At 64.6% G+C, this 14,225-nt stretch carries 16 protein-coding genes; 8 read left to right on the top strand and 8 right to left on the bottom strand.

Annotated elements, in window-relative coordinates; all coding sequences use genetic code 11:
• Positions 1 to 29 precede the first annotated feature (29 nt).
• On the top strand, positions 30 to 434 hold the full coding sequence (locus tag L7H23_RS07300; protein WP_237838684.1) for an Hpt domain-containing protein: 405 nt from the start codon (positions 30 to 32) through the stop codon (positions 432 to 434).
• Here the strand turns inward: L7H23_RS07300 and L7H23_RS07295 are convergent.
• Entirely contained in the window at positions 428 to 1,684 is a 1,257-nt protein-coding gene (locus tag L7H23_RS07295) for a DUF418 domain-containing protein (protein ID WP_237838683.1), read from the bottom strand. The two genes, L7H23_RS07300 and L7H23_RS07295, sit on opposite strands and share 7 nt — an antisense overlap.
• 157 nt (positions 1,685 to 1,841) lie before the next feature.
• Here L7H23_RS07295 and L7H23_RS07290 point away from each other — a divergent pair, with 157 nt between their 5' ends.
• Complete coding sequence (locus L7H23_RS07290; RefSeq protein WP_237838682.1) at positions 1,842 to 2,621, top strand: ubiquinone biosynthesis protein COQ4; 780 nt, start codon at positions 1,842 to 1,844, stop codon at positions 2,619 to 2,621.
• A 38-nt stretch (positions 2,622 to 2,659) separates the two neighbouring features.
• On the opposite strand, the gene L7H23_RS07285 is transcribed toward L7H23_RS07290, so the two are convergent.
• The 7 genes from L7H23_RS07285 to L7H23_RS07255 form a co-directional block, all read right to left on the bottom strand.
• Positions 2,660 to 3,061 (bottom strand): DUF3052 domain-containing protein, encoded by a 402-nt coding sequence (locus tag L7H23_RS07285; RefSeq protein WP_237838681.1) that lies wholly within the window; start codon positions 3,059 to 3,061, stop codon positions 2,660 to 2,662.
• Positions 3,058 to 3,792 (bottom strand): DUF72 domain-containing protein, encoded by a 735-nt coding sequence (locus tag L7H23_RS07280; RefSeq protein WP_237838680.1) that lies wholly within the window; start codon positions 3,790 to 3,792, stop codon positions 3,058 to 3,060. Before L7H23_RS07280 ends, L7H23_RS07285 begins: the two co-directional genes overlap by 4 nt.
• A gap of 7 nt (positions 3,793 to 3,799) precedes the next feature.
• The gene (locus L7H23_RS07275) at positions 3,800 to 4,348 is read right to left on the bottom strand and encodes a nucleoside 2-deoxyribosyltransferase domain-containing protein (protein ID WP_237838679.1); all 549 of its coding nucleotides are present in this window, start codon (positions 4,346 to 4,348) and stop codon (positions 3,800 to 3,802) included.
• Positions 4,345 to 6,600 carry a phosphoribosylformylglycinamidine synthase subunit PurL gene (gene purL, locus L7H23_RS07270; RefSeq protein WP_237838678.1) on the bottom strand — a complete coding sequence of 752 codons (2,256 nt, stop codon included), beginning with the start codon at positions 6,598 to 6,600 and terminating at the stop codon, positions 4,345 to 4,347. Before purL ends, L7H23_RS07275 begins: the two co-directional genes overlap by 4 nt.
• 82 nt (positions 6,601 to 6,682) lie before the next feature.
• Positions 6,683 to 6,967, bottom strand: a complete 285-nt coding sequence (locus L7H23_RS07265; protein ID WP_237838677.1) for a hypothetical protein — start codon at positions 6,965 to 6,967, stop codon at positions 6,683 to 6,685.
• Positions 6,968 to 7,099: 132 nt separating this feature from the next.
• Positions 7,100 to 7,516, bottom strand: a complete 417-nt coding sequence (locus L7H23_RS07260; protein ID WP_237838676.1) for a DUF2177 family protein — start codon at positions 7,514 to 7,516, stop codon at positions 7,100 to 7,102.
• Entirely contained in the window at positions 7,513 to 8,166 is a 654-nt protein-coding gene (locus L7H23_RS07255) for a hypothetical protein (RefSeq protein WP_237838675.1), read from the bottom strand. Before L7H23_RS07255 ends, L7H23_RS07260 begins: the two co-directional genes overlap by 4 nt.
• An 82-nt stretch (positions 8,167 to 8,248) precedes the next feature.
• On the opposite strand from L7H23_RS07255, the gene L7H23_RS07250 reads away from it, so the two are divergent.
• From L7H23_RS07250 to L7H23_RS07225, 6 genes are all read left to right on the top strand, one after another.
• Positions 8,249 to 8,512: an exodeoxyribonuclease VII small subunit gene (locus L7H23_RS07250; RefSeq protein WP_237838674.1), complete on the top strand. Its 264-nt coding sequence runs from the start codon at positions 8,249 to 8,251 to the stop codon at positions 8,510 to 8,512.
• A gap of 7 nt (positions 8,513 to 8,519) precedes the next feature.
• Positions 8,520 to 9,425, top strand: a complete 906-nt coding sequence (locus L7H23_RS07245) for a polyprenyl synthetase family protein (RefSeq protein WP_237838673.1) — start codon at positions 8,520 to 8,522, stop codon at positions 9,423 to 9,425.
• Positions 9,425 to 9,931: a pantetheine-phosphate adenylyltransferase gene (gene coaD, locus L7H23_RS07240; RefSeq protein ID WP_237838672.1), complete on the top strand. Its 507-nt coding sequence runs from the start codon at positions 9,425 to 9,427 to the stop codon at positions 9,929 to 9,931. Before L7H23_RS07245 ends, coaD begins: the two co-directional genes overlap by 1 nt.
• A gap of 87 nt (positions 9,932 to 10,018) precedes the next feature.
• A complete protein-coding gene (locus L7H23_RS07235; RefSeq protein WP_237838671.1) occupies positions 10,019 to 10,819 on the top strand; it encodes a peptidylprolyl isomerase in 801 nt (266 codons plus the stop codon).
• Positions 10,820 to 10,843: 24 nt separating this feature from the next.
• The gene (queA, locus tag L7H23_RS07230) at positions 10,844 to 11,869 is read left to right on the top strand and encodes a tRNA preQ1(34) S-adenosylmethionine ribosyltransferase-isomerase QueA (RefSeq protein ID WP_237838670.1); all 1,026 of its coding nucleotides are present in this window, start codon (positions 10,844 to 10,846) and stop codon (positions 11,867 to 11,869) included.
• Positions 11,870 to 11,968: 99 nt separating this feature from the next.
• Entirely contained in the window at positions 11,969 to 14,164 is a 2,196-nt protein-coding gene (locus L7H23_RS07225; RefSeq protein WP_237838669.1) for an EAL domain-containing protein, read from the top strand.
• The last annotated feature ends 61 nt before the right edge of the window (positions 14,165 to 14,225 follow it).

Here is a 14,225-nt window from a genome sequence, read left to right as displayed (position 1 = left end):
GGACCATTTGAACACCGAGGAACAGGGCATTGGACGAGATCCTGGTCGATTGGGATGAATTTCGCGCGACGCGCGCCCAGCTGGGTGCCGCGTTTGTCCGGATTCTGGGCTATTTTCGCGAAGACGGGACCAAGTCGGTCGCCGTCATCGAGGAAGCCATGCGCGCACGCGATGCGCGCGGCCTCGTCATGCCCGCGCACACGCTGAAGAGCGAGGCGCGCCAGTTCGGCGCCGAACGACTCGGTGCGCTTGCCGAGGATATCGAAATGTTCGCGCGTCACTGCGTCGAGGCGCAGGTCAGCCCCGAAGAATATCTGCCGCGCGTCGTGACCCTGCGCCCGCTGTTCGAGGAAACGCTCGAAGCGCTCGAGCGCGAGGCAAATCCGCTCGTCCAGCGCCGTCCGTCGAACTTCGGCCGCGCCGTCGGTTACTGAACCGGAACCGGCTTTCGCATCGGTTGGAGTTTCCGGCGCGACAGGCTGCGCCATATCCATTCCAGCGGGCCGTAGTGGAAGCGGTCGAGCCAGGGTTTCGACCAGAGCAGCATCGCCGCCCACATGCCGAAGCAGAAGAGATAGAGCGCGCTGCGCCCGACGCTGCCGAACAGACCCAGCCCATAGCCGTAAAAGATTGTCGTCATGACGATCGAGGTCGTCAGGTAATTGGTGAAGGCCATGCGCCCGGTCGCCGCGAGCCGCGCGCGAACGGCATCGCTTGCGGCGGTCCTGATCAACAGCATGATCAGCGCCGCCCAGCCGATCGTCATCGCGACGTCGAACGGTAACGATAGCGACAGCGAGGCGCCGAACGTCGACACCGCGCTGAATCCGTTATCGATCTGATACCATGCAAGACCGAGAAGCGGCGGAATCCCGATCAGAAAGCCGATCAGCGCCCATTTGCGATAGCGTGCGGCTTCCCATTCACCGGTCAGCATGCGCGATTTGAACAGCGCCATTCCGATCAGCATCAACCCCATCGTCTCCCACAGGAACATCAGCGCCTGAATGAAGGGCTCGGCCGCCTTCTCGCCCAGCTTGTCCGCAACGATCTGCCAATAGCCGCCGAGGTGCAGCGCGACGTCCCTTGCATAGCTTGCGGCGCCCGGTCCCATGTCGGCGTTCATGGTGGCCAGATTCTCGCGAACCTGCGCCATCGCCTCGGGAGGCAATTTCCCCGCCTCGGCGAGAGCGAACATCAGCCACCCCGAACCGAGGAAACCGATCGCAACGACAAAGAAGGCGACGGCCCAGGTCACCAGTGCCCTCACCGACAGGTTGCGGAACGCGAAAAGCAGCAGTCCGCACAGCGCATAGAGAAAGAGGATGTCGCCGAACCAGATGAAGTAGAAATGGACGAGGCCGAAGAGCGCGAGCCAGATCATCCGCGAATAATGCGTGCCGGCGGCGCTGCGTCCGCCCGCTTCCGCGCTCCGGATCACGAGCAAGGTGCTCGCGCCGAACAGCATCGAGAAAAGCCCGCGCATCTTCGAATCGATGAAGATGAAGTTGAAGAACCAGGTCGCAAGGTCGAGATTTCCGACCGGTCCGCCCGCTACCGGATTGACGTAGGCTGCAAAGGGCAGGGCGAAGGCGACGATATTCATCGCCAATATCCCCATCACCGCGACACCGCGGATCGCGTCGAGGCTTTCGTAGCGCGTTGCTGTGTCCTGCGTTTCCATGCCGGTTCCCCCTTCGGCCGATCACGCAGGGGTATCGCGCCGCTTGAGGGGCGTCGAGGAGTTTGTTGCAGCCGTTAAACGGTTATTGACATCTATGTCAGTAATGCTATTTCCACAGCATCAGATGATTCGCACGAGTTCGCAAAAGAGAGCCGCCATGATCCCGACCATCTTCTCCCATCCCGATCGTCAGCCCGCCAGGTTCCGCCCGTTCAAGGCGTTCGGCCACTTCCGCAAGCTGATCAAGGACAAGGAAGACACCGAACAGGTCTTCCACATCTTCGAGAATCTGCCGCGCAAGGGCTTCATGGACGATGCGCGTGCCTTCGTCGAAAGCGAAAAGGGCCGGCAGTTGATGGCGAGCGAGCCCTATCTGCCCGACCTGCTCGACGACCACAGCTGGATCGACGAGCTGCCCGAGGGCACGGTCGGCCATGCCTACGTCACGTTCATGCGCCGCGAAGGCCTGTCGGCCGCGGGGCTTGTCGCCGAAGCCGACAAGATGGGCCGCCCGAAGTTCGACGACCAGATCCAGTGGTATGCGAACCGCCTGCGCGACACGCACGACCTGTTCCACATCCTGACCGGCTATGGCCGCGACGCGCTCGGCGAACAGTGCGTGCTCGGCTTCACCTATGGCCAGACGGGCAATTACGGCAATTTCTTCATCGCCTATGCCGGCGGTTACGAGCTGAAGCGGAGCGTCAAGGGCGACGCGCCGGTGATGGGCGCGATCCGTCAGGGCCAGCGTCACGGCAAGGCGTCGAAGGCGATCATCGAGCAGGACATCCGCTCGCTTCTCGCCGAACCGCTCGACGCCGCCCGCGCGCGCCTCGGCATCGGCGAGCCGACGCTCTATCAGGAAGCGCACCGGGCCTATCGCAGCCGCGGCATCGATCCGTACAACTTCCTCGCGGCAAAGGCCGCGATGGCCTGAACGAAAAAGCCCCGGTGAAAACCGGGGCTTTTTTCTTGTCAGCGCAGCTCCTTGCGGATCATCAGTTTCAGGCCCGACCAGATCGTATCGACCGCGCAGACTTTCACATCGACCCAGCCCATCGGCAGGCAGATGGCGCGGATGACGTCCTCGGTGATGTCGGTCGGAACCTTCGAGGCCTTCTTTGGCCAGCTCACCCAGACGAAGCCTGCGGGATCGAGCTGCGTGCGGAGGCTGGTCAGCAGCCGTTCGAGTTCTGCGCGCTCGGTTGTGAAGATATGAGCGGCCTGTAATCCCGCTTCAGGTGCGGTGCGTTCGTCGAGCGCGATCTCGCCGATCTCTTCGCGCACGCTGTCCGGCATCGCGTGAAACCAGGCCGACAGGCCGTCCTTCAGCGACAGCTTTTTCGCGAGCGGGGTGCCCGAATAGCCGGCGGTCATAGCCGCGCGATCAGCGCCTGCGCCGCGGCCGGGTTGCGGACCTTGGCGCCGGCGATGAAGAAGAGGAAGACGTCGCGGTCGCCCCTGGCCCAATCCTTCGCCTGCCTTGCCCAACCATCCAGCGCCGCTTCGGTGTAGCCGGTCTCGACATCCTCCTGGCTACGCTGGAGGCGCGCATAGGTGAAGTCGGCGGTCTGTTCGTCGATGCAGGGAAATTCGTCGCTGTCGGCATAGACCACCGCCATGTTGCGCTCGCGCAGCATGTCGATGAACGCAGGATCGCGGAAGCTCTCGTGCCGCACCTCGATCGCGTGGCGGAGCTTGAGGCCGTCCTGCGTCTCGGGAAGCAGATCGAGAAAGCCTGCGAAATCGTCGCGGTCGAACTTCTTGGTCGCCATGAATTGCCAGTGGATCGGGCCGAGCCGGTCGCCGAGCCGCGTCAGCCCCTGCGTCAGGAATTTCTCGATCGACCCGGCGCCTTCGGCCAGTATCTTGCGGTTCGTGGCAAAACGCGACGCCTTGACGCTGAAACGGAAGCCGTCGGGGACAGATGCCGCCCAGTTGGCGAAGCTCTCAGGCTTCTGGCTGCCATAATAGGTGCCGTTGATCTCGATCCCGGTCAGATGCTGCCCGGCATATTCGAGCTCGCGCTTCTGAGCGAGGCCGGCGGGATAGAAAGGGCCGCGCCACGGTTCGAAGGTCCAGCCCCCGACGCCGACATGGATGCTCATACGCCTCTCACTCCCCGGACGTTGTCTTCGTCGCGTTCAGCACGCGCCGGCGCACGGCCTTTGCAAGTTCGTCCATCGTCGCGACCTGCTCGATGCCATAGCGTTCGGCGGTGATATCGACATTGCCCTTGCGCCAAAACCCCTCGGGACACAGCAGGATCAATTTGCCGCCGCGCGCGTGGAGCCCCGTTTCGAGCAGGCTGACGGGGCTTTGCGATCCGGGCGCAAAATACATCACGACGATGTCCGCGGATTCAAGCGCCGCCAGCTCCCATTCGACCTGCCGTCGAAATTCGGGCTCGCTCGCAACGGGTTTCCAGTCGGGATTCCAGTCAGGCCGGCGCGGATTGAGAAACAGGACGTCGAGGTCGGCAAGCGACTTTACCAGATCAGCCTGCCAGTCGGTCGCTCTCCCCATGTCGATACTGCCGGCCAGAAAGATACGCGGCTGGGCATGCTCCACAGGCAGCATCTGCGGCGACGTAACCATCCGGGATGCAGCGTTGGCGGGCGCGGTGACCATCAACAGGGCCAGGGCCAGCGCCGCCCGCATCATGCGAGCGCCGCGTCGGCTCCCATCAGGTTCGGGAAGAAGCCCTCATGCGCTTCGCGGAGTTCCGCGAGCGTGACCTGATGGTCGCTGTCGGGCAGTTCGAAGACGATACGGTCCTTGATCGTGCGGCCGACCGGATCGACCGGCACGTCGGCGCGGCCTGCGGCATCGAGGAAGTCGGCGAGGCAGGTGTCGCAGACGGTGACGAGATAGAGGCCCTGATCTTCGCCGAAGAAGCTTTCGGCGACGCCGAAGGGCTGTTCTTCGCTGATCAGAACGCCGATGTTCGACTTCAGCGCCATTTCGGCCAGCGCGACCGCAATGCCGCCGTCCGAGACGTCGTGGCACGCCGTGATCCAGCCCGCGTTGATCGCGCCGCGGATGAAGTCGCCGGTGCGCCGTTCGGCCTTGAGGTCGACGGGCGGCGGGGGCCCTTCTTCGCGGCCCAGAATTTCGCGTAGCCACACCGACTGGCCGAGATGGCCGGCGCGCTCGCCGACCGCCAGCACGATGTCGCCGGTGCGCTTGAAGCCGATACCGACCGCGCGGTTCAGATCCTCGATCACGCCGACGCCGCCGATCGCGGGGGTCGGCAGGATCGCGCTGCCGCCGCCGGTCGCCTTGCTCTCGTTATAGAGGCTGACGTTGCCCGAGACGATCGGATAGTCGAGCGCGCGGCACGCCTGCGCCATGCCGTCGAGGCAACCGGTGATCTGGCCCATGATTTCGGGGCGCTGCGGGTTGGCGAAGTTCAGGCAGTTGGTGATCGCGAGCGGCGTCGCGCCAACCGCGCTGATGTTGCGCCAGGTTTCGGCGACCGCCTGCTTGCCGCCCTCGACCGGGTCGGCGTAGCAATAGCGCGGAGTGCAGTCGGTCGACATCGCGAGCGCGCGGTTGGTGCCATGGATGCGAACGAGCGCGGCGTCGCCGCCGGTCTGGAGCGTGTCGGCACCGACCTGGCTGTCATATTGCTCGTAGATCCAGCGGCGGCTGGCGATGTCGGGGGTGCCCATCAGCGTCCTGAGGTCGGCGGCGACGTCCTTCGTCTCGGGGACGTTCGCCAGCTCGGGCTGCTTCGGCGTCGGGACGTGCGGGCGATCATAGAGCGGCGCATCGTCGGCGAGCGGCGCGAGCGGAATGTCGCAGACGATCTCGCCATGATGTTCGAGCACCATGCGCCCCGTATCGGTGACGGTGCCGATGACCGCGAAATCGAGTTCCCATTTGTGGAAGATCGCTTTCGCAAACTCTTCCTTGCCGGGCTTCAGGACCATGAGCATGCGTTCCTGTGATTCGGACAGCATCATTTCGTACGCCGTCATGCCGGTTTCGCGCTGCGGGACATCATCCATCTTGAGATGCAGGCCGACGCCGCCCTTCGACGCCATTTCGACCGACGAGGAGGTGAGGCCCGCGGCGCCCATGTCCTGGATCGCGACGATCGCGTCGGAGGCCATCAGTTCGAGGCACGCCTCGATCAGCAGCTTTTCGGTGAAGGGGTCGCCGACCTGTACGGTCGGGCGCTTTTCCTCGGCGTCCTCACCGAAGTCGGCCGACGCCATGGTCGCGCCATGGATGCCGTCGCGGCCGGTCTTCGAGCCGACATAGACGATCGGATTGCCGACGCCCGATGCAGCCGAATAGAAGATCTTGTCCTGCTCGGCGACGCCGACGGTCATCGCGTTGACGAGGATGTTGCCGTCATAGGCCTTGTGGAAATTGACCTCGCCGCCGACCGTCGGCACGCCGACGCAATTGCCGTAGCCGCCGATGCCGTGGACGACGCCCGAGATGAGATGCTTCATCTTCGGATGGTCGGGGCGGCCGAAACGCAACGCGTTGAGGTTCGCGACCGGACGCGCGCCCATCGTGAAGACGTCGCGCAGGATGCCGCCGACGCCGGTCGCCGCGCCCTGATAGGGTTCGATGTACGACGGGTGGTTGTGGCTCTCCATCTTGAAGATGGCGGCAAGCTTCTTGCCGTCCGGCCCTTCGCCGATGTCGATGACGCCGGCATTTTCGCCGGGGCCGCAGATCACCCACGGCGCCTCGGTCGGCAGTTTCTTCAGATGGATACGCGAGCTCTTGTAGCTGCAATGCTCGGACCACATGACCGAGAAGATGCCGAGTTCGACGAGGTTGGGCTCGCGCCCCAGCGCGTGCAGGACGCGCTCATATTCTTCCGGAGACAGGCCGTGTTCGGCGACGATCTCGGGGGTGATGACGGAGGCGGGCGCGGTTGCTGTCTGAGTCATGGCGCGCCTTTAGCGACACAGGCGCAAAACGAACAGACCCCATGGCGTATTTTGCGCCATGGGGTCTGCGGACGGAGCTGGTTCAGCGCGAGGCGAGAATGGTGACCTTCGCGAGCGGTTCGACCTCGCGGAGCGGGAAGCTCACCTGCTGCGAACCGACGGTACCGCGAACGCGGTGTTCGCCGACCCGAAGCACGAACGGTTTGCCGGTCTTTTCCTCGACGCCGCTGATGACTCGGGTGTCACCGGTCCGGGCGACAGTATAGCTGTAGATGCGCCCTTCATGTTCGAAGCGCTGTTCCTGCGCCTGCGCCGCAGCGGGAACCAGCGTGGAAAGGGCGAGGATGGGGAGGAAGAATTTCTTCATGATGCAAGTCCTTGTGGTGAGACAAAACTTGCCTTCGAGCCCCTCTCTCTTCTTGTGCAGCGCAGCATGATATGCGCTTTCGCGCAGGGCAATTGCAAAAAATCGAAACGCGATTGCGCGGATGCGAACGGATCAGGCGCTACGCGGCAAGAAAGTTAGGACCGCCCACGCCGCGGCGCCCGCGGCGACGCCGGTCGCGCATGTCCCCCATGCGATGTCGGCGACCGTGACCCTGGTCGACCAGATCTTCATCGTCGCCTGATTGGTGAGATCATAGGTCATGTAACAGAAGAAGCCGAACAGCGCGCCATAGCCCGCCGCGACAGGCCACTTGCCGGCGGACAGGGCAGGCTGAACCGCGAAAATCTGGATACCGAGAATGTAGAGCGCATAGAAGATCAACGCAGGCGCCGGGCGCCAGCCGTCCATGAGCAGTGCGCCGATCTCGGGGCGGTAGAGCTTCGGTCCGACCCGGGTCAACCAGACCGCGTCGAGTGCACCGAAGAAGATTGCCGTCGCGACATAGGCAGCAAGGGTCTGTGGGTTCACGCTGCGCGAACCGTGCGGTTGGCGCCTGCCCACGCCGCTGCCAGTGCCAGCACGGCATAGGCCGTCAACATCGTTGCAGGGATCGCGGGCGAATAGATCGGCTCCTTGGGGCCGAACCAGTCGATTGCCTGGAACAGCGCGAGCAGCACCGCGAGAATCCATAGTCGCCAGTTGCCTGACGGTGCCTGCGTGCGCCGGGCGTACCAGAAGAGCGCGCCGCCGATCAGCAGAATTTCGAGCGGCATCGCGACCGCCGGATAGTTCCACAGGCCCAGCCCCAGCTTCGGCGGTGTACCGAACAGTGTCAGGTCGGGGATATGGACGAAAAGATCGACGAACCAGTGCGAGACGACGACGAGCGCGGCACCAATCGCCGCCGGGCGGCGCCTTGTCGAGGCCCAGACGAGCAAGCCGAACGCGGCCGCCCACAGGCTCGCGCCGAGCAGGCTGTGGGTGAAGGGCATATGATAAAGGTCCATCGGGTTCATCGCGGTGATACCCGGCACGATCCGCATCGCCTCGACCCCAGGTATCAGCAGGGCCGCAAAGCCGATGTCGACAAGCTGGGCCGCGATGAACAGCGCGCCGAGCCCCGCGGCTTTCGGCCGCGCTGCGACGACGAGCGCCGGTGCGAAGTGACCGATGAACATGGGAAGAGGTTATCGTGGCGGCGGGCGACGTCAAGCTTGACCGCACTTGACCATGGGGGGGCGAAGGGGCCAAAGCAGGGCGATGACGGACACCCCCGAAAATAGCGACGCGACCCCCATTTCTTCCCTGTCGTTCGAGGCCGCGATGGGCGAGCTCGAACGCATCGTCCGGCACCTCGAAAGCGGCGACGTCAGCCTCGAGAAATCGGTCGCGCTCTACGAACGCGGCCACGCCCTGCGGCAGCATTGCGAGGCGCGTCTTGCAGCAGCGCAGGCGCGTATCGAGCAGGTCAGCCTGGGTGCGGACGGACAGGCGGCGGGAACGACTCCCTTCGGCGAGGGCTGAGGGGGCAGTGGCGATCGTCGAATCCGCATCCTTGCTCCAGGCCGCGCAGGATGACGTCGCAGCGGGAATCGACCTGCTGTTCGACCGCCTGCTCACCGTCCCCGCCGATCCGCGCAGCCGCCTGTACGAAGCGATGCGTCATGCCGCGATCGCGGGAGGAAAACGACTCCGCCCGCTGCTCGTTCGTGCGGCGGGAGACCTGTTCCACGTCGACCGCAATCTCAGCCTGCGGGTGGGCGCGGCGGTCGAGGCGATGCATGTCTATTCACTGATCCACGACGACCTGCCGTGCATGGACGACGATGACATGCGCCGCGGCAAGCCGACGGTGCACAAGGCGTTCGACGACGCGACCGCGGTTCTTGCGGGCGATTCGCTCCATGCGCTTGCCTTCGAATGGCTTTGCGATCCCGTGACGCACGCCGACCCGTTTGTCCGTGCCGAACTGTGCTGCGAGCTCGCGCGTGCGGCGGGTCCTGCCGGCATGGCCGGCGGGCAGATGATGGACCTCGCTGCGGAAACGTCCGATTTCGACTTGCCGACCGTCACCCGGCTGCAGCAGCTCAAGACCGGTGCGCTGATCGCCTTCTCGGTCGAGGCGGGCGCGATCCTCGCGCGCGTTCCGGCCGAAGGGCGCCGCCCCCTGCGCGGCTATGCGCGCGACATCGGGCTGGCCTTCCAGATCGCCGACGACATCATGGACGTCGAGGGCGACGAGGCGCTGGCGGGCAAGGCGCTCCACAAGGACGCGGCCGCAGGCAAGGCGACCTTCGTCACGCTCATGGGGCTCGAGCGCGCACGCGAACAGGCGCGGCTGCTCGTCGATCAGGCAATTGCGCATCTCGCCGGTTTCGGCGAAGAGGCGGCGCTGCTGCGCGCCATCGCACGCTATGTCGTCGAAAGGGACCATTGATGCGCATTGGGGTCTATCCCGGAACCTTCGACCCGATCACGCTCGGGCACATGGATATCATCCGCCGCGGTGCAAAGCTGGTCGACCGGCTGATCATCGGAGTCACCACGAACATCGCGAAATCGCCGCTGTTCGACGACGACGAGCGCATCGCCATGGTGAGGGCCGAGGTTGCGGATATCGAGGGTGACATTGAAGTCGTCGGCTTCAATTCCCTGCTGATGGACTTTGCCGACGCGCAGGGCGCCTCGGTGGTGGTGCGCGGGATCCGGGGGGTCACCGATTTCGAATATGAGTATCAGCTCACGGGTATGAACCGCCAGCTCAACGCCCGGGTCGAGACGGTATTTCTGATGGCCGACGTCAGCCTGCAGCCGATCGCGTCGCGGCTGGTCAAGGAAATCGCCATATTCGGGGGTGACATCCACAAATTCGTGACTCCGGCGGTCGAGAAGGCGGTCGTGTCGCGCATTGCCGAACGCGGGCTACGGCAGGGAACGGGCTGATCCCAATCATTGAGCGTTCAGCTTTTTCCCGCTAGGGCGCGCCAGACGGGGCGCAAATTGCAGTTACTTCACAAAGGCCGATCCAGCATGACATTCACTTTCCGCCCTCTGGTCCTGACGGCGATGGCGCTCGGCCTTGCGGCTTCGGCCGTCGCGCAGGAGGTTCCTCCGGCCCCCGCACCGCAGGGCAGCGAAGCGCCGCCGGCGGAAACCGCCCCGCCCGTGGAAACGCCCGCTCCCGTGCCGGCTCCCGCTCCGAAGACCGGGGAGACCGCGCCTGCTGCGGAAACGACGACCGCGGTTCCGGCGATGACGCCCGACCAGTATATCAACAACCCCGAATATATGCTCGACCTCGACCTCTCGACGGGAGGGCGCGTGGTGATCCAGCTTTATCCGAATGTCGCCCCGAACCATGTCGAGCGGCTGAAGACGCTTGCGCGCGCCGGCTTCTACAACGGGATCAAGTTCCACCGCGTGATCGACGGTTTCATGGCGCAGACGGGCGACCCGACCGCGACCGGGCAGGGCGGCTCGCAGCTTCCCGACCTCAAGGCCGAATTCAACGATACGCCGCACCTGCGCGGAACGCTGTCGATGGCGCGCGCCGAAAGTCCCGACAGCGCGAACAGCCAGTTCTTCATCATGTTCCAGCCGCGCTTCAGCCTTGACCATCGTTACACGGCCTTCGGCCGGGTGATCTCGGGCATGCAATATGTCGACGCGGTCCAGAGGGGCGAGCCGCCCGCCGTCATGTCGCGTATCGTCCAGATGTCGGTTGCGGCGGATAACAAGCCGATGCCGCCGGCCTCGGCGTTGGTTGAGGACAAGCCGGCTGCCGCGCCCGAAGTGACGGTCGACCAGCTCAACGCACCCATCAAACAGTAAGCGCGGGAACGCGCCGGCAACTTCATGCGCGTCGACGCCTTCGATTTCGAACTCCCGCCCGAGCGTATCGCGCTTCGTCCGGCGCGCCCGCGCGACGCGGCGCGGATGCTCGTCGTCCGGAAGGACGCGATGACCGATGCCGGTGTGCGCGACCTGCCGTCATGGCTGCGTGCGGGCGACTGCCTGGTTTTCAACGATACGCGCGTGATTCCGGCGCAGCTCGAGGGACGGCGCGGGGAGGCCAGGATCGGGGCGACGCTCCACAAACGCATCGACCTCCGTCGCTGGCAGGCGTTTATCCGCAACGCCAAGCGATTGCGCGTCGGGGAAACGATCGATTTCGGTTCGGACGTCACGGCGCTGGCCGAAGAACGGCTTGCCGACGGCAGTTTCATCCTCGCCTTCGGTGGTGACGAGCCCGTCGAGGTCCTGCTCGAACGCGCCGGAACGATGCCGCTTCCGCCCTATATCGCGGGGAAGCGGTCGACCGACGACGCCGACCGCAGCGACTATCAGACGATGTTCGCCGACAAGGATGGCGCGGTCGCGGCACCGACCGCGGCACTGCATTTCACCCCTGAACTGCTTGCGGCCTTGGGCGCGGCCGGGATCGCCACCGAAACGCTGACGCTCCACGTCGGGGCCGGCACTTTTCTGCCCGTAAAGGCCGACGATACCGAAGATCATGTGATGCATGCCGAATGGGGAAGCATCGATGCCGTGACCGCGGATCGTCTCAATGCCGTTCGCGCGCGGGGCGGCCGCGTGATCGCGGTGGGCACGACGAGCCTCCGTCTCCTCGAAAGCGCGGCGCAGGACGGCGATATTATCGCGCCTTTCGAAGGTGATACGGCGATCTTCATCACGCCGGGCTATCGCTTCAGGGCGATCGACGGGTTGATGACGAACTTCCATCTGCCAAGATCGACCCTGTTCATGCTGGTCAGCGCGCTGATGGGGCTGGATACGATGCAGGCGGCCTATGCCCATGCGATCGGGCACGACTATCGTTTCTACAGCTATGGCGACGCGAGCCTGTTGCTTCCCTGAATGGGACAGTTTCCCGTCAAATGATGGGAATATTTACAATATGGCAAGGCATTGCGGGCATTGCGGATCCCGGATTTAGGGGGCCAGCAAGGTTCATTGATGGACATGCCATCGCGGAACATTTCCGGGGATCAGGACGAGGGCGCGGCGGGTGAGGATTCGCGCGGCTTTTTCGGCAAGCTCGGATCGCGCATGTCGCGCCCGCGCAGCGAACCTGCGGCGGCGAACCTGCACACGCGCGATGCCCTGCTCCTGCTCCAGAATTATGAGGAAAGCGGCCGCGGCTGGTTCTGGGCGACCGACGCGAGCGGCCGGATCACCTATATCACCGATGCCGTTGCGCGGCTGATGGGGCGGACGGGCGGCGCGCTGCTCGGCACCCCGTTCACCGACCTGTTCCTCCCCGTCGACAGCCACGGCGAGCGGCAGCGGACGCTGCCCTTCCTGATGACCAAGCAATCGAAGTTCGACGAGCTGCCGCTACGCAGCGCGTTCGAGGGCGACGACCGCTGGTGGGCGATTTCGGGATCGCCGCATTTCGACAATTCGGGGAAACTTGCGGGCTGGCGCGGCAGTGGCAACGACATCACCGCTCAGCGTCGTTCGGCAGAGGATGCCTCGCGCCTCGCGCTCTACGATTCGCTGACAGGGCTTGCGAACCGCTTTCATATCTCGAAGAAACTCGACACGACGCTTGCGGCCTTCTCGCAGCAACAGCGCAGCTGTGCGATCATGTTGCTCGACCTCGATCGCTTCAAGCAGGTCAACGACACCCTGGGCCATCCTGCCGGCGATGCGCTGCTCAAGCAGGTTGCCGAGCGGCTGCTCAAGATCGTCGGCGACAAGGAAATGGTCAGCCGCCTTGGCGGAGACGAGTTCCAGATCATCCTTCCCGACCTGGAGGATCGCGGCAAGCTCGGCGACATGGCGGCCGACATTATCGCCAGCCTGTCGCAGCCCTATTCGGTGGAGGGCAGCCGATGCATTATCGGCGCTTCGGTGGGCGTCGCAATCGCACCGTTCGACGGCCAGACGAGCGACGACCTCGTCCGCAATGCCGACCTTGCGCTCTATGCGGCCAAGGGCAACGGCCGCGGCCGCTTCCGTTTCTATTCGAGCGACCTCCATCAGGCGGCCGAGGACCGGCGCGCGCTGGAGGAAGATCTGCGCGACGCGCTCGCACGTGGCGAAATGGAGCTGACCTATCAGCCGGTCGTGCACTCGAAATCGAACATGGTTACCGGGGTCGAGGCGTTGATCCGCTGGACCCACCCCGACCGCGGCCATATCTCGCCCGCGGTCTTCATCCCGATCGCCGAGGAGGCGAACCTGATCTGGCCGCTTGGCGAGTGGGTGCTGCGCAAGGCGTGCGAGGATGCGGCGCGCTGGCCGGGCGACCTGCGGGTCGCGGTGAACGTCTCGCCGATCCAGTTCGCGAACGAGGATCTGCCTAGGATTGTCGCAAGTGCGCTGGCGACCACCGGGCTGCCCGCCGACCGGCTCGAGCTGGAGATTACCGAGAGCGTCTTCCTGGGCGATTCGGCGGAAACCGCGCGCATGTTCAAGGCGCTGAAGGCGCTTGGCGTCCGCCTTGCGCTCGACGATTTCGGGACCGGCTATTCGTCGCTCGGCTATCTGCAGTCGGCGCCCTTCGACAAGATCAAGATCGACCAGAGCTTCGTCCGCGGCGCGACGGTGCCGGGATCGCGCAACGGCGCGATCATCGCAGCGATCGTCGCGCTGGCCGAGGCGCTGGAAATGGAAACCACCGCGGAAGGCATCGAATCGCTCGACCAGCTCGAACTCATCCGCAAGCTCAACGTCAGCCACGTGCAGGGCTATGTCTATAGCAAGCCCGTCGGACATGGCGAGCTGATCGAACATACCGATGCCGGGTCGTGGACGATCAAGCCTTCGGGGCCGGCGAAACAGCGCAACGACCGTTTCCAGATGTTCCGCAAGGTCGGGGCGATTCACGACAATCATCGCTACAATGTCGTCATCCGCAACCTGTCGACCACCGGCGCCTTCATCGAGGGCATATTGGACGTGCCGGTCGGCACGCGCTTCGTGATCGATTTCGGCGAGGGACAGCTGGCGACCGCGACGGTGCGCCGCTCGATGAAGCACCAGCAGGGCGTCGAGTTCGAACAGACGATGGTCAGCGACGGCAATGGCGGCCTGTGCACGCGTCATCGCGTCTCGCCCTATCTGATCGCGGCGGCGACGCAGCAGGCCGCTTCGCAGCTCGAATTGCCGTCGTTCACGACGACGAGCGACTGGAAGGCGGCCTGACGGCGGAACCCTGGCAGGGGGCCATCCGTTTCTTCTCCGACCATCAAGGACGGAGACGCAA

The sequence above is a fragment of the Sphingopyxis sp. BSN-002 genome (genome assembly GCF_022024275.1).
In the GTDB taxonomy this organism is placed as follows: Bacteria; Pseudomonadota; Alphaproteobacteria; order Sphingomonadales; family Sphingomonadaceae; genus Sphingopyxis.
Note: the sequence above shows the minus strand (reverse complement) of the source record. Positions and strands in the feature narration are given on the sequence as shown.

Coding starts and splice junctions, on each gene's coding strand:
- L7H23_RS07250 (WP_237838674.1), top strand. CDS start 8,249: ATGACGGACACCCCCGAAAATAGCGACGCGACCCCCATTTCTTCCCTG.
- L7H23_RS07265 (WP_237838677.1), bottom strand. CDS start 6,967: ATGAAGAAATTCTTCCTCCCCATCCTCGCCCTTTCCACGCTGGTTCCC.
- L7H23_RS07295 (WP_237838683.1), bottom strand. CDS start 1,684: ATGGAAACGCAGGACACAGCAACGCGCTACGAAAGCCTCGACGCGATC.
- queA (WP_237838670.1), top strand. CDS start 10,844: ATGCGCGTCGACGCCTTCGATTTCGAACTCCCGCCCGAGCGTATCGCG.
- L7H23_RS07235 (WP_237838671.1), top strand. CDS start 10,019: ATGACATTCACTTTCCGCCCTCTGGTCCTGACGGCGATGGCGCTCGGC.
- L7H23_RS07275 (WP_237838679.1), bottom strand. CDS start 4,348: ATGATGCGGGCGGCGCTGGCCCTGGCCCTGTTGATGGTCACCGCGCCC.
- L7H23_RS07225 (WP_237838669.1), top strand. CDS start 11,969: ATGGACATGCCATCGCGGAACATTTCCGGGGATCAGGACGAGGGCGCG.
- L7H23_RS07290 (WP_237838682.1), top strand. CDS start 1,842: ATGATCCCGACCATCTTCTCCCATCCCGATCGTCAGCCCGCCAGGTTC.
- L7H23_RS07285 (WP_237838681.1), bottom strand. CDS start 3,061: ATGACCGCCGGCTATTCGGGCACCCCGCTCGCGAAAAAGCTGTCGCTG.
- L7H23_RS07280 (WP_237838680.1), bottom strand. CDS start 3,792: ATGAGCATCCATGTCGGCGTCGGGGGCTGGACCTTCGAACCGTGGCGC.
- L7H23_RS07255 (WP_237838675.1), bottom strand. CDS start 8,166: ATGTTCATCGGTCACTTCGCACCGGCGCTCGTCGTCGCAGCGCGGCCG.
- purL (WP_237838678.1), bottom strand. CDS start 6,600: ATGACTCAGACAGCAACCGCGCCCGCCTCCGTCATCACCCCCGAGATC.
- coaD (WP_237838672.1), top strand. CDS start 9,425: ATGCGCATTGGGGTCTATCCCGGAACCTTCGACCCGATCACGCTCGGG.